The 21194-nt window shown below is 70.0% G+C and carries 18 protein-coding genes and 6 pseudogenes; 16 read left to right on the forward strand and 8 right to left on the reverse strand.

Annotation, left to right across the window (positions count from 1 at the left end; all coding sequences use genetic code 11):
* Positions 1-171: 171 nt before the first annotated feature.
* A pseudogene (locus ACIQFZ_RS37000) lies at positions 172-691 on the reverse strand (IS110 family transposase); the annotation flags it as partial.
* A gap of 705 nt (positions 692-1396) precedes the next feature.
* Between ACIQFZ_RS37000 and ACIQFZ_RS37005 the strand changes: the two are divergent.
* The 7 genes and pseudogenes from ACIQFZ_RS37005 to ACIQFZ_RS37035 all read left to right on the forward strand — a co-directional run.
* A complete protein-coding gene (locus ACIQFZ_RS37005) occupies positions 1397-2002 on the forward strand; it encodes a restriction endonuclease (protein ID WP_402693292.1) in 606 nt (201 codons plus the stop codon).
* Positions 2003-2215: 213 nt separating this feature from the next.
* Positions 2216-2425: pseudogene (locus tag ACIQFZ_RS37010) on the forward strand (GNAT family N-acetyltransferase); the annotation flags it as partial.
* 96 nt (positions 2426-2521) lie between these two features.
* A complete protein-coding gene (locus ACIQFZ_RS37015; protein WP_402693293.1) occupies positions 2522-3007 on the forward strand; it encodes a DUF4158 domain-containing protein in 486 nt (161 codons plus the stop codon).
* Between the two features lie 316 nt (positions 3008-3323).
* A pseudogene (locus ACIQFZ_RS37020) lies at positions 3324-4106 on the forward strand (Tn3 family transposase); the annotation flags it as partial.
* Positions 4107-4318: 212 nt separating this feature from the next.
* A complete protein-coding gene (locus ACIQFZ_RS37025; RefSeq protein WP_402693294.1) occupies positions 4319-4681 on the forward strand; it encodes a YciI family protein in 363 nt (120 codons plus the stop codon).
* On the forward strand, positions 4678-5940 hold the full coding sequence (locus ACIQFZ_RS37030) for an RNA polymerase sigma factor (RefSeq protein ID WP_402693295.1): 1263 nt from the start codon (positions 4678-4680) through the stop codon (positions 5938-5940). The genes ACIQFZ_RS37025 and ACIQFZ_RS37030 overlap by 4 nt, the downstream gene beginning before the upstream one ends.
* A gap of 222 nt (positions 5941-6162) precedes the next feature.
* Positions 6163-6543, forward strand: a pseudogene (locus ACIQFZ_RS37035) (recombinase family protein); the annotation flags it as partial.
* 103 nt (positions 6544-6646) lie between these two features.
* On the opposite strand, the pseudogene ACIQFZ_RS37040 reads toward ACIQFZ_RS37035, so the two are convergent.
* Positions 6647-7460: pseudogene (locus tag ACIQFZ_RS37040) on the reverse strand (MerR family transcriptional regulator).
* Between the two features lie 28 nt (positions 7461-7488).
* Here ACIQFZ_RS37040 and ACIQFZ_RS37045 point away from each other — a divergent pair.
* From ACIQFZ_RS37045 to ACIQFZ_RS37065, 5 genes are all read left to right on the forward strand, one after another.
* The gene (locus ACIQFZ_RS37045) at positions 7489-7743 is read left to right on the forward strand and encodes a hypothetical protein (protein ID WP_402693296.1); all 255 of its coding nucleotides are present in this window, start codon (positions 7489-7491) and stop codon (positions 7741-7743) included.
* 97 nt (positions 7744-7840) lie between these two features.
* Positions 7841-8677, forward strand: coding sequence for a helix-turn-helix domain-containing protein (locus ACIQFZ_RS37050; protein ID WP_402693297.1), 837 nt, complete (start codon positions 7841-7843; stop codon positions 8675-8677).
* Positions 8678-8759: 82 nt separating this feature from the next.
* Positions 8760-9230: a cupin domain-containing protein gene (locus ACIQFZ_RS37055; protein WP_402693298.1), complete on the forward strand. Its 471-nt coding sequence runs from the start codon at positions 8760-8762 to the stop codon at positions 9228-9230.
* Entirely contained in the window at positions 9227-9946 is a 720-nt protein-coding gene (locus tag ACIQFZ_RS37060; RefSeq protein WP_402693299.1) for an SGNH/GDSL hydrolase family protein, read from the forward strand. The genes ACIQFZ_RS37055 and ACIQFZ_RS37060 overlap by 4 nt, the downstream gene beginning before the upstream one ends.
* A 565-nt stretch (positions 9947-10511) precedes the next feature.
* Positions 10512-11075, forward strand: coding sequence for a dihydrofolate reductase family protein (locus ACIQFZ_RS37065; RefSeq protein ID WP_402693300.1), 564 nt, complete (start codon positions 10512-10514; stop codon positions 11073-11075).
* Between the two features lie 128 nt (positions 11076-11203).
* Here ACIQFZ_RS37065 and ACIQFZ_RS37070 read toward each other — a convergent pair whose 3' ends face one another.
* A complete protein-coding gene (locus ACIQFZ_RS37070; protein WP_402693301.1) occupies positions 11204-11431 on the reverse strand; it encodes a hypothetical protein in 228 nt (75 codons plus the stop codon).
* Between the two features lie 83 nt (positions 11432-11514).
* Between ACIQFZ_RS37070 and ACIQFZ_RS37075 the strand changes: the two genes are divergently transcribed.
* Positions 11515-12780 (forward strand): cytochrome P450, encoded by a 1266-nt coding sequence (locus tag ACIQFZ_RS37075; RefSeq protein WP_402693302.1) that lies wholly within the window; start codon positions 11515-11517, stop codon positions 12778-12780.
* Between the two features lie 843 nt (positions 12781-13623).
* Here the strand turns inward: ACIQFZ_RS37075 and ACIQFZ_RS37080 are convergent.
* The 5 genes from ACIQFZ_RS37080 to ACIQFZ_RS37100 form a co-directional block, all read right to left on the reverse strand.
* A complete protein-coding gene (locus ACIQFZ_RS37080; protein WP_402693303.1) occupies positions 13624-13827 on the reverse strand; it encodes a cold-shock protein in 204 nt (67 codons plus the stop codon).
* Positions 13828-14477: 650 nt separating this feature from the next.
* Positions 14478-15272 (reverse strand): hypothetical protein, encoded by a 795-nt coding sequence (locus ACIQFZ_RS37085; RefSeq protein WP_402693304.1) that lies wholly within the window; start codon positions 15270-15272, stop codon positions 14478-14480.
* 19 nt (positions 15273-15291) lie between these two features.
* Positions 15292-16197, reverse strand: coding sequence for an aldo/keto reductase (locus tag ACIQFZ_RS37090; RefSeq protein WP_402693305.1), 906 nt, complete (start codon positions 16195-16197; stop codon positions 15292-15294).
* A complete protein-coding gene (locus ACIQFZ_RS37095; protein WP_402693306.1) occupies positions 16194-17366 on the reverse strand; it encodes a JmjC domain-containing protein in 1173 nt (390 codons plus the stop codon). Before ACIQFZ_RS37095 ends, ACIQFZ_RS37090 begins: the two co-directional genes overlap by 4 nt.
* Positions 17367-17387: 21 nt before the next feature.
* Entirely contained in the window at positions 17388-17537 is a 150-nt protein-coding gene (locus ACIQFZ_RS37100; protein ID WP_167362005.1) for a hypothetical protein, read from the reverse strand.
* 164 nt (positions 17538-17701) lie between these two features.
* Here ACIQFZ_RS37100 and ACIQFZ_RS37105 point away from each other — a divergent pair, with 164 nt between their 5' ends.
* The 3 genes and pseudogenes from ACIQFZ_RS37105 (at position 17702) to ACIQFZ_RS37115 (ending at position 20732) form a co-directional block, all read left to right on the forward strand.
* Positions 17702-19030, forward strand: a complete 1329-nt coding sequence (locus tag ACIQFZ_RS37105; RefSeq protein WP_402693307.1) for a hypothetical protein — start codon at positions 17702-17704, stop codon at positions 19028-19030.
* A 36-nt stretch (positions 19031-19066) separates the two neighbouring features.
* A pseudogene (locus ACIQFZ_RS37110) lies at positions 19067-19576 on the forward strand (DUF6233 domain-containing protein); the annotation flags it as partial.
* Positions 19577-20417: 841 nt separating this feature from the next.
* On the forward strand, positions 20418-20732 hold the full coding sequence (locus ACIQFZ_RS37115) for a hypothetical protein (RefSeq protein WP_402693308.1): 315 nt from the start codon (positions 20418-20420) through the stop codon (positions 20730-20732).
* Positions 20733-21194: the final 462 nt, after the last annotated feature.

Genomic DNA, 21194 nt, shown 5'->3' on the forward strand with positions numbered 1-21194 from the left:
GGGCTAAGTTCCATCTGGCGGATTACGACGCCGTAGGCTCCAGCCCATGACGTCGCCTCGACGAAGGCGACCGTGCTGCCGGAGAACGCCGCCTCGCTGAAGTGGACCATGCCGCCGGAGAATGTCGCCTTGCCGAAGGAGACCGTGCCCCCGGAGAACCTGCCGGCGGCCGACGCGGGACCCGTTCCAGAGACGGATGGATCTGGGTCAGCAGGCCGTGCAGCCGGTCCGCGACCCTGGTCGCTTCGCCGGCCAGGTCGTCGTCGAACCCGACGATCATCTCCCGCTCGGCGATCGTCTCATCCTCGCCGTCGATCGCCCGCAGCGTGTGAGGCATCGCGCGAGCGGCGTCGGCGATGATGAACGCGTCCTTCGCGTCGGTCTTGGCTTCGCCGGGGTAGAGGTCGGCGATCCGCCGCATCGTCAGTCCGGGCAGGTAAGCGACCGGGCAGCCCATGTCCCTCGCCACCGCCAGCGGCAGAGCCCCGATCGAGGCCGGCTGGTCGACCACGATCAACACCGTTCCGTGCTTGGCCTGGAGTTTCGCGAACAACTCGCGGAGCTTGGGTTCGGTGTTGGGCAGGCGCTTGTCGAAGGCTTTCTTCCCGGCCGGGGTCACGGCGGTGGCGTGGTGTTCGCCCTTGCCGACGTCCAGACCGAGGAAGGCGTCGATGTCGCCGGTGTCGATCACGTGCAGGCCCCTCCATCACGCTTTCGTCCGGCCTTGCCAGGGCACCGAGCTGCCACATCCACGTTACGGAGAGCTCTTCCGGCCCGGGTGAAGCCGGTGCTCAAGCCCCTCATCAGCGGTCCGTCGATGCCTCCAGGCCCGGTGACAACACCCCCGGATCATGAACAACAAGGGGGGGAAGTCATGCCGGACCCGAAGGCCGGAGGCCCCATTGCGGAGCCACGAAAACGGTAACGGGGGGGCAGTGTGGGGGTGTCCCTTCGTTGCCGGGTGCCGGAAGGCGGCTGCTCCAGCCGTCTGCCGTGTCCTGCAGATAAGGTGCCGTGCCCGTACGGCCATCATGTTGAACCGTGGACGGTCCTTGGCGTCGCCGGTCCGCGTGACGTAAGAGAGCGAGGCGTGGATGCTCAAGATCCTGCCCGGTGTGTGGGAGGCGGCCGAGGGTGTGTGGCGTGGGCGGCGACGTGCGAAGGCCCGCAGTCGCTTCGGCGAGAAGCCGGCCGCCGTCATACTTCCGGCGCCGGGGGGCCTGATCGTACCCACTTCGGCGGGCCAGGGGATCGGGAACATCCCGGGACGGCCTGCGAGCGGTGTCACGCAGGCCGGCCGGTGAGTTCCCACGCGCGCAAGAACCGGGCGGGGCGGGCCGCGCGCCCGTCGGTGTGGCGGCGCATTCCCTGGGAGGCCGGGGCCGGTGGGGGGCCTGTGGGTACGGTCATCGTGGTGGTGGCCGTCGGCAGCTGGCTGTCGGCCCACCGGTGGAGCCTGGTCGCCGTCGGTGTGCTCGCGGTGCTGGCCGGCTGCGGCTGGCTCTACCAGAGGCGTCGCAGTGAACAGCGGGAGGCGGCCCGCGCGAAGGGCCTGCGCTACACGATGCCCCAGCTGGACGCCCTGGACCACTCCCGGTTCGGGGAGGCGGTGCGGGAGTTGATGCGCCGTGACGGCTGCTGGGACGCCCGCATCGGGGCCGACGACGCGCTGGGCGCCGATGTGAAGGCCACCGACCCCTACGGGCGGCGCTGGGTCATCCAGTGCGAACACCGCCACAACGGCCTCGCTGGCTCCGCTGTCGGCCTGTCGGACCTGCAGGTCCTCGACGCCACCGCCCGCCGGGTCCATGGCGCCGACGTCGCGGTGATCATGACGAACGGCCAGGTGACCGCACCAGCCGTGGCTTTCGCCGAGCAGCAGCGCCTCCACGTGGCCGACCGCCACACCCTCGACGTGTGGGCGTCTACCTCACGCCCCTTGTGGGAGCTGCTCGAGGCCCTCCCACCGCCGCGCAAGCCGACCACCGCTCCCGTGGACTGAGTACAGCGGATGCCGCCCCGCCGCACGCCCCGAACGGCCCCCCGGCACACCGGTCCCCGGCATGACTCAGGCCCCCCGGCACACCGGTCCCCGGCATGACTCGGCCAGCGCGTCGCCGGGTTCGGCGCGCCGGGACAGGGCGAACATCGCGCCGGCGAGGGCCAGGTACACCCGTACGCTCGCGAACGACGTGCCGCCAGCGGTGCCCGCGACGACAAGCTCCTCGGACGAGTCTCCCTCCAGTCCGTCATCATGGTCGGCGGCCAGGCAGAGATCTCCTACTGGACCGCCCCCGGAGCCCGCGGAAAGGGAGTCTCCTCCCGAGCGGTGACCCGAGTGTCGAGCTGGGCGCTGGAAGAGGCGGGCTTCAACCGACTCGAACTCGGCCCCGAAGTCCTAGCTCAGACACCAGGGAACAAGTAACCCACCAGTAGGTTCGGGGGCCCGTTTCCCGGTGGCGGGACGCCTCGTTGGACTGTCCGGGTGAATGCCCGGGAGGTCGACGGAACAGGGGCGGGTGTGCGACAGGAGTGGTCGCCGGAGGAGTTGCTGGCGAGCTGGACGCTGGTGGACGGCGACTGGAAGCTCGTGGCCAACAAGACCGGGCCGACGAGGCTCGGTTTCTGCCTGATGCTGAAGTTCTTCGAGATCGAGGCCCGGTTCCCGGAGTTCATCGAGGAGTTCCCTCAGCCCGCGGTGGAGTACGTCGCGGGTCTGGTGAAGGTGCCGGCAGCGGAGCTGGCGAAGTACGACCTGCCGGGCGCGAAGCGGCACCGAAAGCAGATTCGTGAGGCTCTGGGGTTTCGTCAGCCGACGCGCGCCGACGAGGAGTCGCTGACTGCGTGGCTAGCTGCGGAGGTGTGTCCGGTCGAGCTGGTGGAGGACCGGCAGCGCGAGGCGCTTTTGATGGAGTGCCGTACGCGGAAGATCGAGCCGCCGGGCCCGACCCGTGTTGAGAAGGTCCTGGTCGCGGCGCTGGGCGGAGGTCGACCAGGGCATCGGTGATCTCCGCCTGCCGAGATGAGCACAGCGCCGCGAGCAGCGTGATCCGCACGTCCTCGCTCGTGTCACGGAAGTCCGAGGGATACATCTTGATCGCCCGCGCCCGCCACGCGGCCACCAGCTTCTCCGAGCAGTCCGCGAACAGCCCGTCCGGGAGGGCGAGTTCCCGCACCGACGTGAGCTTGAGGATCTCCATCAGCAAGGCGTCCAGACCGACAGCTCCCGGGTCGCGCTTGAGCGCGGCCAGCAGCGCGGTGCCCTCGTCGTTACCCTCGGCCACCAGCGCCAGCAGCCGCTCCCTGCCCACCGTGCCCAGACGCTCGATGGTCCGGGGATGGTGGCGACCGACAACGCCTCGTACTCCGACATGGTGTTCGGCCTGTTCAAGATCCTCGGCTACAACTTCAGCCCGCGGTTCCGCGACCTGGACGACCAGCGGTTCTGGCGGGCCACGATGCCCGGCGTCGAGACGGGCACGTACGGCGCGGTGGAGGACCTGGCCCGCAACCGCGTGAACCTGAACAAGGTGATCACGCACTGGCCGGACATGCTGAAGGTCGCCGGTTCCCTGGTCACCAACCAGGTCCGCGCCTACGACCTGCTGCGCATGTTCGGACGCGACGGCCGCCCGACCCCGCTGGGCGCCGCGTTCGCGGAGTACGGGCGGATCGCCAAGACCGAGCACCTGCTGCGGGTGGTCGACCCGGTGGACGACACCTACCGCCGTCAGATGAACCGGCAGCTGACCGTGCAGGAGTCCCGCCACAAGCTGGCGAGGGACGTGTGCCACGGCAAGCGCGGCACCATCCACCAGGCGTACCGCGACGGGATGGAGGACCAGCTCGGCGCGCTCGGCCTGGTCCTCAACGCCATCGTGCTGTGGACGACGAAGTACATCGACGCCGCCGTCGCCCAGCTCCGCGCCGAGGGCCACGAGATCCGCGAGGAGGACATCGCCCGGCTCTCCCCGCTCAAGCACCGCAACCTGAACCTGCTCGGCCGCTACAGTTTCACCGCCAGTGTCCCGGCCGCCGGCGCCCTGCGCCCGCTGCGCGACCCGGATGCGCCCGAGTTGGACGAGGACGACGACGGCCGCGGCTGACCCGACTCTTCACCAGGGCGCCGGGTCAACGCCGGTGTGGAGCCGGGTTGTAGGTTGATCGCTTGCGTCGCTCCGGTGTCTGGGCTGCTTGATGGCGGTGCGAAAAAAGATTTCGAAGAAAGTTGTCGTCGGATGTCGAGGACCCGTTTCCCGCTCCGACTGAGGGGTGACAGCGCGCCAACGGGGCGTGCGAAATGGGGAGGACACCCGAGATGAAGTACGTCGCGATGATCTACGGCAACCAGGCCAAGTGGGACTCCTTCCCGGCCGAGGCGTGGCCGGAGGCGATCGCCAAGCAGGAGGCGTTCAACAAGAAGTACCGCGAGAGCGGTGAACTCCTTGGCGCCTACGGCCTGGCGGACGCGGCCAACGCCCAGCTCGTGCGCCGCGAGGACGGTGTCCCGGCGGTCACCGACGGCCCGTACCTGGAGACCAAGGAGTACATCGCCAGCTTCTACCTGCTGGACTGCGACAGTCTGGAGCGGGCGCAGGCGATCGCCGCGGACATGCCGTTCGCCGACGTGGAGCCGGTCGAGCTGTGGCCGGTGCTGCACGAGTCTGCGGCGGACGTGTGACCGCCGAGCGCCACGTCGCCGAGGACCTGCTGTGCGAGCTGGCGCCGCAGGTCCTCGGCGCGCTTGTACGCCGCTACGGCGTCTTCGACGCGTGCGAGGACGCGGTCCAGGAAGCCCTGCTGGCGGCCTCCCTGCAGTGGCCCGAGGCCGGCGTCCCGGACAATCCCCGGGGCTGGCTGGTCACCGTTGCCTCCCGCAAGCTGGTCGACCAGATCCGCAGCGACAGCGCCCGTCGGCGCCGCGAGGACAGCCTCGCCCTGGCTACTCCGCAGGCCGAACTGCTCGGCCACGCCGCCGACACCCTGCCTGACGCGGACCGGGACGACTCGCTGGCCCTGCTGTTTCTGTGCTGCCACCCCGCGCTGTCGTCGGCCAGCCGGATCGCGCTCACCCTGCGCGCGGTCGGCGGCCTGACCACCGCGCAGATCGCCGCGGCCTTCCTGGTGCCCGAGGCGACCATGGCTCAGCGAGTCAGCCGGGCCAAGCAGACCGTCAAGGCGTCCGCCATCCCCCTGGCCGTGCCTGAGGGTGCTGATCTCACCGAGCGGCTGGCCGAGGTGCGGCACGTGCTCTACCTGGTCTTCAACGAGGGATACACCACCACCGGCGGTACCGGCGATACTGGCCTGACCGCGCCGGAACTGTCCGCCGAAGCAATCCGGCTTACCCGGATGCTGCACCGCCTGGTGCCCGATGACACCGAGACCGCAGGCCTGCTCGCGCTGATGCTGCTCACCGACGCGCGCCGCCCCGCCCGCACCGGCCCCTCCGGCGAGGTGGTGCCGCTGGCGGAACAGAACCGCGCCCGGTGGGACCGCCGTGCTATCGCCGAGGGAGTCGACCTGATCAGCCGGACCCTGCCGCGCGGCCGGGTCGGCCCGTACCAACTGCAGGCGGCCATCGCGGCTGTGCACGACGAGGCCGAGGACACCGACGCCACCGACTGGCCTCAGATCCTCGCCCTGTACGAAATCCTGGAACGGTTCGGGCCAAACCCGATGGTCTCCCTCAACCGTGCGGTCGCCGTCGCCATGGTCCACGGCCCGGCTGCGGGACTCGACCTGATCACCGCACTGGAGACCGACAACCGCACGGCCCGCCACCACCGGCTGCTCGCCACCCGTGCCCACCTCCTTGAACTCCTTGGCGAATACCGGGCCTCGGCGGCCTCCTACCGCGAAGCCGCCCGCCGCACCACCAGCACCCCCGAACGCCGCCATCTCAGCGCTCGCGCCCACCGCCTGGAGGCCCGCCTGTGACGCGCCGTGGCGACGGAGGGGTGGGCGCGGGCGTTGCCCTGCTTGAGGTCGGCCGCCACCCTGTCGTCAAAGGATCGTTTGACGACAGGCGGCCGCCGTGTCCAATGAACCCATGGAATCCGGGGGTTCGCGACGGCTCGAATCCAATCAGATCCGATGGTGATTGCTGACAGGGTTTGACGACAGATAGGGTCCGATCCTCCGTACGAAAGAGGCCCCCGAGTGGCGAACCTGGTCTACAAGCGGGTCTCGACCGACCAGCAGTCCACCGCCAGACAGAACCTCGTCCTGGACCAGGCCGGGATCGAGGACCCGGTCGTCTTCGAGGAGGACCCGGGCACCTCCAGCCGCCTCCATCCCCTTCAGCGCCCCAAGTTCCGCGAACTGCTCACGTACGCACGGCCGGGCGACACCGTGCACATCTCCGAGATGTTCCGCCTCGTGCGCGGCACCGGGCACATCCTCGACGTGCTCGACGTCCTGCACCGCGACCAGGTGGCGCTGCGCATCCACGACGGCGCGTTCTCCGCGATGGACCTCACCGCCCGCCACCCGCGCACCGGCGAACTGCTCTCCACCGTGAAGTTCATGGTGCAGACCCTCTGTCAGCTTTCGAAGTCGGCTGCGCTGATGTCCGAAGTCGGCTGCACTCGCTAACGCCGGATCATGCTGGGGTCAGCCAGGGTGCCGGCTGACCCCTCTCTCATCAGGCCTTGGCCACCGGTTCCTGGAGCTCGGTCACCCACTCGTTGTGATTGTCGGGGCACTCCAGGTTGACCTCCCGCGGATAGCCGATCGAGCGGTAGCCATTGGCGTCGATCCAGCGGCCCAGGGTCTGGATGGTGGGCAGGACGGTTTCCATCGAGCCGCGGTGCACGATGGTCGCCGCCTGCTCGATGGGCGGCAGGTCCACGATCCGCAGCCCGTCGTCCACCCTGAGGGGCACAGAGACCTCGACGCCGGCGTGGATGAGAACCCCGCCGTCCGGAGCGTCCTCGTAGTAGGCGATACCGGGCCCGGAGGGAGCGATGCCCGCCGCCTCCAGACGCCGGAACAGCTCTTCGTACAGCGGCTGGATGACCGGCCCGATCGTGTCGAAGTCCGGTGCCACACCGTTAAGTTCGGCCACCCGAACGCTCGGCAGGCTTTTCAGTACAACGTCGTTGCTGGGCATCTGCCCCTCGCTCTCGATCGAGCGGATGCCTTGCCTCGACCTGGACCAGCCGGGCAGCCGCAGCCGTCATTGCAGCCTCCAGTTCGGCCCGTCGCAGCCGGAGCATGGCGCGCAGTTCCTCGGTTGTGACCTTCTCGTCCAGGATCTCTTGGACCTGCTGGAGGGTGAAGCCGAGGTCCTTGAGCGCGATGACGCGGTTGAGGCGGGCCAGCTGGACGGCCGTGTAGTAGCGGTAGCCGGTGGCCGGGTAGAGGTGGGCCGGGCGCAGTAGGCCGGTCGCGTCGTAGTGACGCAGCATCCGGACCGATACGCGGCCGTGCCTGGCGAAGTCTCCGATGGTGAACATGATGTCTCCGAGTTGACCGCCTGACACGGTGAGAGGGTCAAGAACCTACTTCGAGGCCGCCGCCCGGCCGCGGCGTGGCCAATTCGCCGCCCTCGCGGAGTTCATCCGCGAGCTCATCGTCATCGGTACCAACGAGGGATTGGCCGCCGCCCGCGCCCGCGGCCGCGTCGGCGGGCGCCCCAGCGTCGCCACCGAGGAAGTCATCAAGGCCGCACGCGACCTCCTGCCCGACCCGGCCCTGTTCTCGTATAGCTACGGCCAACGGACATGTAGCGCTGCGTGACGGGTGCCGGTAAGAACCGCGTCACCAGCCGCAAACGGCGGTGATCAGTCCTTGGATTGTGATCTTCCTGGGCTGGGCGGCTCGTACACTGACGAAAATGGAGGACCACACGGCCACCGGGATCGGTGCACGTCCGGCGCCCGTCTTGCGGCAGTACGTCGACTCGTATGTCGGCTTCGACCTCCGCGGACTCCCGACGGGGGTGCACTGCGGCCCGCCGAGCCGCGCGCTCACCGCGGTGATCAGCCTGTCAGATCCTTTGGAGGTGGCGGCGGGCGTTGACGACGGGTCACCGGTCACCCGATTCGGCAGCGTGGCCGGCGGTCTGATGTGCCGTTCCGTCGCGATTCACCACGACGGACGCCAGCAAGGTGTTCAGGTATCGCTGACACCGCTCGGGGCCCGGGCCATCTACGGCATGCCGTCCGCCGAACTCGCCCACCGACTGGTCCCACTTGACGAGCTTCTCGGAGCGCTTGCCGTCGAGCTGGTCGACCGGCTCCGATCGGCGACAACATGGGCGGCACGGTTCACCGCGCTGGACGAATTGCTCCTCCGAGCTGTCGGCCGTGGCGCCTGCGGCGACCATGTGCGCTGGGTGCGCCCCGAGGTAGCCGAGGCGTGGCGCCGCCTCGTCGCCGCGCGGGGTTGCGTCCAGGTTGGTGCGGTCGCCGCGGAACTCGGCTGGAGCCGTCGGTACCTCACCGAGCGGTTTCGCGGTGAGGTGGGCCTGTCCCCGAAGACCTTCGCCCGAGTCTTGCGCTTCGAGCACGCGCACGAACTGGCGGCGGCGCAGGACCCGCTCCCGTGGGGCGATGTGGCAACCGTCTCTGGCTACGCCGACCAGGCCCATCTCGTTCGGGACTGGCGCGAGTTCACGGGCCGATCGCCGACGGCCTGGCGTCGCAGCGAAGTCCTCCTCGGAGCCGGGTAGCCGCCAACCGTCTGCCCTTCGCGTCGGCTTCTCTTCCCTTTTCTTCAAGACCGCCCGATCGCTGTCGTGGACGATCGTCGGCATGAGACTCGTCAACCACGAACGCAATGCTATGGACCTGCGGACCAACCCCGTGCACCTCGGACTGGGATCGAGAGCGAAACTTGTCGAGGGCTTCACCTGGGACCCGGAGGTGCTCCAGGGCTACAGCGCCGCGGTCGCGGCAGACGGCGCCGAGGGCCGGATGGTGATGATCTTCGACGGCGACGGGCTCGGCGACCATTGGGAGAGCCACCCTGCAGGCGACGAACTGGTCGTTTGCCTCAGCGGGTCCGTGACGGTCACCCGCGACGTGGACGGGGTGCCCGACCGCGTTCTGCTCGGGCCGGGCGAGGCCACCATCAACCCGGCCGGGGTATGGCACGTGGTCGACATGGAGGGGCCGACGTCCATCCTGGCCATCACTGCGACCCTCGGCACCGACCACCGTCCTCGGACCGACACCCGCCCGACCGAACGCGTCGGCACGCCCAGCCCGGAGGAAGCGCCGTGACGACACGCATCGCGTGCCTCGGCGACAGCCTCACCCGCGCGCAGTTCAGCGTCGACTACCTGGATCTTCTCGGACGACGCCACCCTCCCGGTGACGTGCAGCTTGCCCGTTTCGGCGCCAACGGCGACTTCGCCTACAACCTCTTGCAGCGCCTCGATGCTGTCGTCACGAACCCACCCGATGTGATCACCGTGTTGATCGGGACCAACGACGCCCGAGCGAGCCTTGCCGGCTACCCCGTCGAGCAGGCCATGAAGCGCAAACAGCTCCCCGATCGCCCGTCGGCCGGCTGGTTCCAACAGTGCCTGGGAGCCGTCGTCGCACGGCTGCGAGCGGAGACCGACGCGACGATCGGTCTGCTGTCGCTACCGGTACTCGGCCAACAACTCGACGGAGCAGCGGCACAGGCATCGCAGGCGTACAGCCGGATGATCGCCGAGGTCGCCGCCACCAACGAGGTGGCCTACCTTCCGCTCCACGAACGCCAGATCGAGGAACTGCGCCAAACGGACCCGCTGCCGATTTCATACCGGGAGGTGACGCCCGCAGCGGTCGTCGGCGTCCTCGTCAAGCACGCAGTGCTGCGCCGCAGCCTCGACACGATCTCGCGGCGGCGAGGTCTCGTGCTCACGACCGACCACATCCACCAGAACAGCCGCGGCGCCACCCTTATCGCTGAGGTCATCGACGCCGGTCTGCTGACCCAGAGCACGTAGCTGGTTCCGGCGCCCGGCCAGTCGGATGCCATCTACCGCGCGGGAGGTGGCATCCGATCCAGGCGGTCAACGCCTACGACATCCGGCTCGTCTGGCTGCGTGACCACCGCGAGGGCACCTGGGTCACGGTCCCGTGGCGGCTGCTGTCGTCGACCGCGACCCCATTCGGCGAGCCGGTGGCTCTGTCGATGACGAGGAGCAGCGTTTCTCGGGCGGTTCGGGAGGCACTGCCCGTGCTGGATGTCGATGGCTTCGGGCAGCAGCTCGGTGCCGATCGGTAAGACGCCGTGTGCTGCTCGTCCGAGGCCCGGGACAAAAGCGCTGGCTACGGGCGCAGGTTGCGGCCCCGTCCCGCCGTTGCCGAGTACCGGCAGGCGCCTTCCGTTCTGGCCCTGTTCTCGTATAGCTACGGCCAGGTGGCGTGTAGCACTGCGTAACGCTCAGGGCTGCGGTGAGAGATGCCGCAGTAAATCCGGTGTTTACTGCGACAGTGTGGCCTGGCCGATGATTTTTCCGCGCCGTGCTGGCCTGTACGCCGAATACCGACTCACGGGAGGCTGACGCCATGCGGAAACTGACCTTTGCCATGAACATGAGCCTGGACGGCTACATCGCCGCGCCCGGCGACGACCTCGGCTGGAGCGTGCCGAGCGACGAGCTGTTCCAGTGGTGGTCCGACCGGGTGGACGCGACGGGCCTGGCGCTGTACGGGCGCAAGCTGTGGGAGACGATGAGCTCCCACTGGCCGACCGCCGACAAGCAGCCGGGTGCCACACCGGCGGCGATCGAGTACGCCGGCCGCTGGCGGGACATGCCGAAGGTGGTGTTCTCCTCTACGACCAGCACGGTCGACTGGAACACCCGTCTGGTCACCGGCGACGCGGTCACCGAGATCACCAGGCTCAAGGCCGACGACGGCGGCCCCATGGACATCGCCGGTGCCACACTCGCCGCGGCGGCCATGCGGGCCGGGCTGATCGACGAGTACGCGATCGTCACCCATCCGGTCCTGGTGGGCGGCGGCACGCCGTTCTTCACAGCCCTGGACAACTGGGTGAACCTGACCCTAGTGGAGACCCGGACGTTTCCCGACGGCGTGGCCTTGACCAGGTACGAGACCAAGCGCTGAGCGCTCGACGTCGGATCGGCGCGGGCTTCGGGCGCCCAAGGATCTCGCGGCGCTGTGTTCCGAGGCGATCGTGATACCCCTGCCGGATCACAGGCCGTGTGTGTAAGGGATCCCCAACCGGACACCGGTCAGCTCGTGCTGAGCGGGAGTCTGCTGGTCATGTTGAGTTTCACCTCGCCGTAGGGCCGGACGTGGGACCAGAACAACGGGGTCAGGCCGCGCCGGTCCGCGGGCGTGAGGAGGTCCGCCCATTCCGGTTCGCCGCCCGACATCCACCTGAAGGTCCCGGCCGAGGAGATCGCCCTGCGTCCCTCGCCGTGGACCCGCTGCCCCGTCTCCCTGCCGGTGACCTTCACCCCGTCCCTGTCCCCGACCCCGACCCGTAGTACATGATCATCTTGTGCACCGTCAGACCGCAGCCCTTCACCGGAGGTAGTGCATGACTGTCCAGGACGTCTCCGCTCACCAGGTGCCCTTGGTCCGCCTCGACCCGACCGGCTCCGACCACCAAGGCGAGGCCGCCCGACTGCGCGAGCTCGGCCCAGTGGTGCGTATCGAGCTGCCCGGCGGCGTGCACGCCTGGGCAGTCACCCACCACCAGCTCCTCGCCGACCTGGTGGCCGACCCCCGCGTCAGCAAGGACTGGCACCGCTGGAACGCCATCCGCAACGGCGAGATAGCCGACGACTGGCCCCTGACCGGCATGGTCAAGGTCACCAACATGGTGACCGCCGACGGCGCGGAGCACCACCGGCTGCGCAGACTGGTCACCAAGACCCTGACCCCGCAGCGGGTCCAGGCCCTGCGGCCGCGCATCGTCGAGATCACCGAGGGCCTGCTGGACGCTCTGCCCCGGCACGCCCTTCCGGATGGATCGGTCGACCTGCGCCACCACTTCGCCTACCGGGTGCCCATGCAGGTGATCTGCGAGCTGGTCGGCGTGCCCGAGGACGAGCGCGACGAGATGCGCGCTCTGGTCGACAGCATCTTCCGCACCGACACCACTCCGGAGGAGGTGCTGAACACCCAGCGGGACATCTACCTGCTGCTCGACCGGGTCGTCGAGGCGCGGCGCAAGGAGCCGGGGGACGACCTGACCAGTGCCCTCATCGCCGCCCGCGAGGAGGAGCCCGACACCCTCAGCGACGACGAACTGCTCGGCACCCTGTGGGTGATGGTCGCCGCCGGCCACGAGACCACCCTCAGTCTGCTGGCCAACGCCGTCCGGGCCCTGCTCACCCACCCCGCCCAGCGTGCCATCGCACTCGGCGGCGACGCCGGGGTCTGGTCGGCGGTGGTGGAGGAGACCCTTCGCTGGGACGCCCCGATCGGCAACTTCCTGGCCCGCTACCCCCTTGAGGACATCGAGATCGCCGGCGTCACCATCCCCGCCGGCGAGGCCATCCTCGCTCCGTACAGCGCTGTCGGCCGTGACAGCGCCCAGCACGGGCCGGACGCCCACCGCTTCGACATCACCCGCACCCAGGCCAAGCACCTCTCGTTCGGCCACGGGCCGCACGTCTGCGTGGGTGCGCCGCTGGCCCGGCTGGAGGCGAACATCGCGCTGCCGGCGCTCTTCGCCCGCTACCCCGGCCTGGCGCTCGCAGTCGCCCCCAGCACCCTCGTCCCCGTCCCCTCCATGTTCTCCAACTCGGTCCAAACCCTCCCCGTCCACCTGGGCACGCCGAACTCCGACGGCGCCTGACCAACGGCACCTGACCGACGGTGGGGACCGGGCTCCCAGGCCCCCACCGCGGTCGAGGGGTGGACGTTGAACGAGATCGACGACGCCGTCCAAAGCTGGGACCGCCGCTTCGCGCCGTGCGTGGGGCTCTGAGGTCTGTGCGGGCGGACCGGTGAAACAGGGTGGCACCGGTGTCGCGCTACAAGTGGCTGAGCTGCAAATCTGTGGAACTCCTATGGGCAGTACCACGATACGCAGCAGTCAACGCGGTCGTCCGCCTGCCGTCGGCAACAACCACCGTCGATGGGGAGCAGGCCGGCCGTCCCCGCAGAACCCTCGGCTTGACGGCCGTCCGGCCTCGCGGGAGGTGCTGCATTCCGATCGAGGACCGCCCACGCCCCATGATGCGCCCCGACGGCCCGGCGGAACGCTTCGCCGTCCCTCCTGCACCGGCGGGAGCGCGTGGTGGCCTTGAGCGGACGCAGCCGGTGGTGCACGCCAGCAACGTAGCGTCCGGCGCAGTCCCGCGCACTGTCACGCCCCCGCCGGGCCCGGGAGCTCGCCGCCCAGTTGCCGGCGACGTACGTGGCGTTCGACGTCCTTCCCTCAGTCCGTCTGTCCGACCTTGACGAATTGAGGGCCCGGGGTGTTCTCGGCAATCACCCGGTCGTGTGTCCGGCCCCGCGGCGGACCCTCGGAGCCGGCGGCCGTGCCGACGAGGGCACGCCATCCCACCGTTCTTCCTGAGGCTCCCTCAACAGCGGGGCATCGGAAACCTCCCACCATCGGGGGCGGGTAGGGCCGAAGAGGCCCCAGCCAGTGGGGGAGCTTGCATCCCGGCTGGGGCCTCTTGTGTGTCCGGCTTTACAGGGCGCGGATGTTCTCCGCCTGCGGGCCCTTCTGGCCCTGCGTAACGTCGAACTCGACCTTCTGGCCCTCCTGGAGCTCGCGGAAGCCCTGGGAGGCGATGTTCGAGTAGTGGGCGAAGACGTCCGGGCCGCCGCCGTCCTGTTCGATGAAGCCGAAGCCCTTTTCCGCGTTGAACCACTTCACAGTGCCCTTGGCCATGCCTGTCTCCTTTGAGGGGACTCGTATCGGGTCCCGCACCGTGCGGGATCCGGAGGTGATCGCCCTGGTCCGGAGAGGCGTTGAACAGCAAAAACGCCCGCGATTGCGATCACGGGCGAACGGGACTTCGGAACCACGACTGCTGATCACGACGGTACACCGGCTGGTGGAGCTCGGCCACAAAGAACCACGAAGGCAACATCATCCGTGGGACGACGACCGGCCGCCACTGTGCCAACGGCCATTCCGTTCTCCCCGTAGTGTGAGGGCCTGGCAGCGTCTGGAATCGTGCCCTGGCCTGTCTCATCATCAGTGGATGACTGAGCGCATGGATGTGCCGCGGTTGCGGGAGCTGACCGACGGCGTGGTCGCCGGCCTGTACCAGCGCTATGGTCACCGGGATCTGCCCGAGCTGAGCGAGCGTCTGCGTCTCCCGCCGCCTCCTCGGGAGGAAGGCCACACCAAGCATCAGCGCCTGACGGCCAGTCGGCAAGCCTGCCCCGATGACCGCCTGGGGCAAGTTGCTGAGGCGATCCTCGACAGCGGGCTACTCCCTGTGTCGGAAGGCAACCCACTGCAGGACGTGCTGTGGCTCGGGCGCCCCTACGTGGAGGTTCCTGGGCGTACGCGGCGAGAGCTGCCCCGCCCTTTCAGCGGCGGCGTAGTTCCTCGGACCAGGTGCGGAGCTGGTCTTCGAGGGCGAGGTTGTCGCCGCGGGCTACGGTCTGGAGCAGCATGGCGCACACGGTGGCTTCGGCGGCGAGGCCGGCCGGGCTGCCCAGGACGGGGAAGACGTCGCGGACGCGGGTGGTGGTGTCCGGCTGGAGCAGCGTGTAGGCGAAGAGGGTGGCCGCGTCGAAGCCTTCCGGAGCGCGGCCCCAGCCCTCCCAGTCGAGAATCCGCAGGGGTGCGGTGAGGTTCGCCCAGTGCAGGTCGGAGTGGGCAGTGGTCCAGCAAGTGACGGCGGGCGCCGGGATGCCTACGAACTGGGGGATCGCCCGGTCCATGTACTGCTGCCGTACGGCGACACGGTCGGTGGCCGTTGCCGACACCTTTTCCAGCGCCTCCGACAGGTCGGTCCACCAGGAGCCGGGCAGCTGGAGGTCGTGCTGGAGGATCGGGTCGTCGGAGAGGACCGGCTGGTCGACGCGCACAGACAGCTCCGCCCGGTAGGCGGTCCCGTCATCGAACACGTCGTGCACGCCCAGGAGCGCGGGCCGGTGCCCGTCGAGGTCGCCGAAGGTGTGCTGGGCGTCCAGGGCGCCCTCCCACAACTTCCCCGACGCCTTGTCCGCCGGGGCGGACACCAGCCGCAGCCACGCCGGGGCGTCGGCGGCGGTGCGGGCCGGGGCGCCCAGGGTGCGCCCGGCCCATCCCCAGAACTCCCCGCCCGGCTCGGTCTGGACGTCCAGGGCCTTCGCGGCGCGGGCGTGATGGGCACGCATGCGCTGTTCAGTGTCCTGGTCAGGAGGAGGCGAGTACACCAGTGATCTCCCGCAACTGGGCGACGGTCAGGGAGGGTTGTGCAACGGCGTCAACCGCCTCCCCCCAGTGTGGCGCACTGGACGCGGCAATGAGGACGTGCGTCACTCCTGGGCATGACGCGACCGCCAGAACGCAAGCCTGTGCGGGGGTCAGGCCCGGGCGGATGAGGTCGGCGAGTTCCTGGTCGACCATGGCGGGCAGTTCCCCGCCGTGCAGCGGGGCCGACGCCATCACCCGCAGGCCCGCGGCGGCGGCGGCCGGGAGCGGGCCCCGGCCGTGAAGGGCCTGCGTGATCGGCGTCATCATCACCAGGCTGACCGGGAGTTGGACCGCGACCAGGTGGTGCTGTCCGCCGGCGGCTTCGGCGGCCAGGGCGAGCAGCTTCCCCATCGTGAACGTTTCCTCTTCCAGGCCTGCCCAGGTGGCGACCCCGTACCCGGCTACGTGCCCGGCCGCGACCTCTTCCTCCAGGACCTCGAACGCGCCCCTCATCGCCTGATGCAGGGCGGAGCGGTCGCCGGGGTGCGCCCGCTCGGGATTGTGGAGCAGGACCAGGTCCAGTCGGTCGCGCCCGAGCTGGGCGCGGTTGCGGCCGGTCTGCCAGCGCACGTAGTCCGGGGCGAGGCTGTGCCCGGCCCGGGCCTGGTCCTCGGTGAGGACGTCGGCGTTCACGGCGTCGGTGCCGGTGGCTGCCGTGAAGTACCCCGTCTTGGTGGAGACGTTCAGGGCCGGGTGGGTGGCCAGGGCCGGGGCCAGCAGGGTTTGCGCCTGACCGGCGGCGTAGTTGGGGGCGGTGTCGATCCACGCGCCGGAGGCGGCCGCGCGGGCAGCCGCCTCCGGGATCGCCTGGCACCGATAGGTGCCCAGAGCGAGCTGTGCCGTCACAGCAGGCTCCCCACCACGGCGGCCTGCCCGGCAACGAGCTCCTGGACCAGCCCGACGACGTCCTCCAGGGCGAGGCCGGCGGCGTCGGCGAGCGTGGCCAGGTCCACGGTGCGGCCGTCGACCAGCGGGCGCAACACCGCCTCCGCCTCGGGCGCGAACTCGTACACGGCGCCGGCGGCGGACAGCGTCACCGCGTCCTCGCCGACGTCCAGCACGGCGCGGGCGGTGGTCAGCCGCACCCGCAGGTGCGGGTCGGCCGGGATGCCGTCGATGTACGGCAGGCTCGGCACCATCCGGCCGACGGCCTGGCCGTCCATCGCGGCCCGGTAGCGGGCGAGCAGCGTCGGGTCCTCCAGCAGTTCGGCGAGCCGCTTGCGCATCCCGTCCACGACGTCGGCCTGGACGTCCGGCGCGGCGAGCAGCGGCAGGTCGCGCCTCCAGTCCTCGCGCGTGAGCAGCTGCTCGGACACCCACGCCATCAGGTCCGTCGCCGTGTGGGTCTGCAGGCCGCAGGTGACGTGCAGGGAGCGCACACCCTGGTCGGCGGAGACCGCGTGCCATACCCCGCGCGGCACGTACAGCACGTCCCCGGGGCGCAGGACCAGGTCGGCAATAGGCTCGGCGGGCGCCTCGCCAGGGTCCTCGATGTCCCGGTACAGCGGGTAGGCCCGCGTCGTGCCATAGATCCGCCATCGCTTCGCGCCGTCCAGCTGGACGATGACGGTGTCGTGGTCGTCCCAATGAACGCCGAACCCCTCGGTGCTGGTCCACGACGCGTACAGGTTCGCCTGCACGCGGGTGCGCAGGGCACGCTCGATCGCTTCGGCGAGACGCGCGATCGGCGGGTGGAGTTCGTCGACGCTGTCCAGCGCGAGGGAGGCGCCCTCCTGCAGGCGGGCGTGCAGTTCGGCCGGGTGCAGACGGTGCCAAACAGTGTGCCGGCGCGTGGCCACCGGGGTGGTGTACCCGCCGACCAGCAGCGTCTCGCCGTCGCGGGACAGCCGCATGCGCGGCGGCTGAAGCCGGTGGCCGACCAGGATCTGGTTGAGGTCGTCCCAGGTCATCATCCCGGCGACATCGAGCGCGCCGGGTACGTGGCGGTATTCGCGGTGCAGTGCCTGGGCGAGGAAGTCCTCGCCCAGGCACGCCGCGATGGACACATTCGTCATCGCGTCAGGGCTCCCGATCCGTCAGTCGTTGCCGTCGCTCTTGCCGGTGCCGCCGCCGTCCGAGGGGATGGCGTTGCGGCCCCGGGCGGCGACGATCGACCGGCGGGAGCGGACCAGGCCGCCGGTCGACGGCCCAGACGTGGCGGGCGGGGGCGTGGCGGGACTCTGCATGGAATCCTCCTGCGGGGTTGGTAGCCGGGCCCTGGACGGCACGGCCGCGAACACTCGCCAGTACAGCCACCCAAACCGCTGGCGATAACCCCGTCACGGGGCCCCCACGGTGGGTATCGTCGTGAAGCTGACGCACGTCATTCCACGAGACTTCAGGGGGACTTGTGGACGACTTACCGCCGTCACCCGCCCAAGTACCGCACCACCTGCTGACCGACCCAGCGTTCGTCCGGGCCCTGCGCGAGCGGGACTTCACCACGGTGTTCGCCATGACCCACGACGCGGGGATCTCCTTCAACCGGATCGCCGAAGCGTGCACGCTCAAAGCCGAGCGCGTCAGCCAGATCGCCCGGGGCACCACATCCGTCACCGCCCTCACGACTGTCGAGCGAATCGCCGGCGGACTGCGCATTCCCGGTGCCCTACTGGGACTTGCTGCGCAACCCTGGGAGAACACCGCCGTCCTCAGCACGGAGTCCCACCATGGAGATGACCCCATGAAGCGCCGCAACCTGCTGCGCGGCGCGCTGGCCGCCGGCCTCACCGCTCCGGCCCTCACCGCGCTCACCGCCGCCCGGACCGACGTCGACCAGACCCTCTCCCCCGACACACCCCAGGACCTGGCCGACCTGGAGGCCGCAGCCGAAAGCTACGGATACGGCTACCACGGACAAGCACCCACCCGCGTCCTGGCCGACCTGGTCACCGACTTCACGACCCTGCGCCCGTTGCTCACCGTCCCGCAGCCCGCCCCCATCCGAGCCAGGCTGTGCCGGACGGCCGGGCAGATGGCCGGGATGACCGCGATCGTCCTGCACGACCTGGGCAGCCGTCGCGAGTCCCGCGCCTGGTTCGCCACCGCCGCCCGAGCCGCCGCTGAATCCGGCGACGGCCAGCTGCACGCGTGGGTCCTCGCCCGGGAGGCGATGGTGCCGCTCAACTATGGCGCCCCGAAGGCAGCGGCGGACCTCGCCGACCAAGCCCGGCACGCCGCCGGCACCCGGCCGACCGCCGCGGCGACCCTGGCGGCCGCCGTCGCCGCCCGCGCGTACGCCCTCAACCACCAGCCCGAGCAGGCCCGCGCCGCGCTCACCACCGCCGACGCCCTCATGAACCGGCTCCCCGAGAGCGAGCGGTCAGACACCTGGCTGACGTACGGCGAGCAGAAACACCACGTCCATCTGAGCCACGCCTACACCACCCTCGGAGACACCCGCCGTGCCCAGGAGAGCCAGCAACGGGCACTGGAGCTGTCCGCGCCAACCAGCACGATGACGCGCACCCTGCTGCACATCGACGCCGCCGCCTGTGCTCACCACGACGGCGACAGCGAAGAGGCGTGCCGTCGTACGGTCGCCGCCCTCACCTCCCTGCCGGACGGCTACCGCACCGGCCTGGTCCGCCGCCGCGCCCTGGACCTGTACGAGGCGATCCCCGCCCAGCACCACCGCGAGCACGCTGTACGGGAGCTGCGCGACGTCCTGGCTGCTTGATCTCGGCGTCCGGCCCATGCTGCCTACTGTGGGGCCGTGACGACACCTTCCGACGATGCCGCCGGGCCCGAGCTGGTGCCAGTTCCCGTGCGGGTCGTGCTGCCCGCCGATCCCCTGCTCGGCACCAAGCCGCAGGAGATCGTGGCGCGGCTGTGGAAGCGGCGGCAGACCGAAACGGGGTGGGCATATCTCGTGGGTCTGCCGTCGTACCGGGTTCGCGAGGACGGCGGTGTGGAGGCGGCGGAGTACCGGGTGTGGGTGCGCGCCCCGAAGCACGTGCGGCCGGTCGACGGCGTCGACTACGACCATGTCGTCACCGAAAAGCTGGAGCCGTCGCCGCAGTCCGTGGTCCGGGAGGTCCTTGGGGAGCGCCGGCCTTCGGGGTGGGTGCTGCAGAAGCTGCGCCGCGGCCCGGCTGGAGGTGTCTTGCACGCGCCGGACTGCGAGGAAGCACCGCAGGGTGCACCGCTGCTCGATGTGGAGCACGCCCTGAACGTCGCGGAGAACCCGGCGACGCGGTTGTGCAATCTGTGCGGCTGGGCACAGGCCGGCGGGGGGGCCGGGGCAGTGGCACAGGGCGTGAAGCGGGCGGAGGTATGGGAGGACTTCGACTGGGTGGTCTGGCGGCTGGAAGTCCAAGACCCGCAGCAGCTCGCCGGCGAGGACCCGGACCTGGATGAGCGCACCCAGGAGACGATGACGCAGCTCGCCGCCGTCGTCCAGCCAGTGCAGGACGTAGAGGCCGTTGCCCTCCCCGCCGAGGCGAGGGTGTTCCGCTGGACGGCATGGGCTACGGCGACCTCGCCGCGTCGTCCCGGCCAGAACCTCGACTACCGGGCCCGGTCCGATTCTGCGGTAGGTCTCCCCCGCCCTGGTGCGCGCGCCGGGACGGTCCGCTTGCGACGAGGTGCGTCGCCGGGCTCGCTAACCCGCTGAACCGGCATTCCGTCACCTCACGAACGCCACTTCGTCGGTTCCTTGAAGTGGGTCTGAGCGCTTCGGCAAGGTGCACCCCCTCCGCTGTGCAGTTCCCACTGTCGGTGTCGGCGGATCGACGTTTCGACCGCCGGCGCAGGCCCGCGGGGTCGGAACGGGCGGTTCCGTGGTACTCACAGTGCAGTTGAGGGGACCGACGAGCGGGGGCGCTGTGCTGGGCAGGGGTGCGGCCGCGGCGGCGGCGGTGGTCACGGCTGGTCTGCTGGGTCTGATCAGCTGCTCGTTCGAGGGCAGCGGGAGCGCGGTGCCGCCGACGGCCGCGTCGACGGACGCCGTGACCACTTCCGCCGCGTCGCCGATACCCGACCCAACCACGCCCTCCGCCTCCCCCTCGGCTCCCGGCAGCCCAACCCCGGTCCCCGTCGCTGGGCCCGATCAGAAGTTGGCATCCATGACCGTCACCGGCGGCTTCGCGGGCGTCCACCAGCTGGTCATCCTCCGGGGCGACGGCACCGTCTACGCCAGCGAGAAGGGCCAGCCGGTCGTCCGCCGCACCAGTGCGGCCCAGTTCAAGGAGTTGCGTACCCTGCTCGGAGATCCGGCGCTGGCCGACGTTCCCGACTTCACCATGAACATGGGGGCGGTCGACATGTTCCAGTACACACTGCAGTTCAACGGCCGTACGGTCATGACGGACCGCTCCGGCGACGAGCCCGCGCTCGACCGGCTCATCGATGCCCTCAGCGCCTGGCTGTCGAAGAAGTGACCTCGGACCCCGCGAGCCGTCGCTTTGTCGAAGCCGGTGGCCCGGGGGCCGCGGCGTGAACAAGCGCCACCCCCGTGTGGGTGATGACAGCCGCGTGGTCCGGCGAGACGCTCAGCGAAAAGCCAAAGACGACTGGAGAACCCAGTTCGCGCAGCACGGCTGGGATCGCGCCTTGCGGCGGCGGACCGCGCCGCCCGGGCTCACCCCGACAGCCACCCGGTCGCCCTCCGGGCGAACGAGGATCGCAATGCCAAGGGCAACGCCGTGACCTTCCAGGATCCGTCCTGGCGGTCGCCTTCCGGGGCGACCGAGTGGTTCTGTTCACCAGATTCGGTTCTGGCTCAACTTCTCTGACGCGGCCACGCTGAGCCCGAATCCACCGGCTTGATTCCGGGCTGATCGTTTCGGGGTTGCCGCTGGCGGTGGCCGAGATGATCTGGCCGTTCGGGCAGGGAGTATCCG

The sequence above is a fragment of the Streptomyces sp. NPDC093064 genome (assembly GCF_044754605.1).
Lineage (GTDB): Bacteria > Actinomycetota > Actinomycetes > Streptomycetales > Streptomycetaceae > Streptomyces.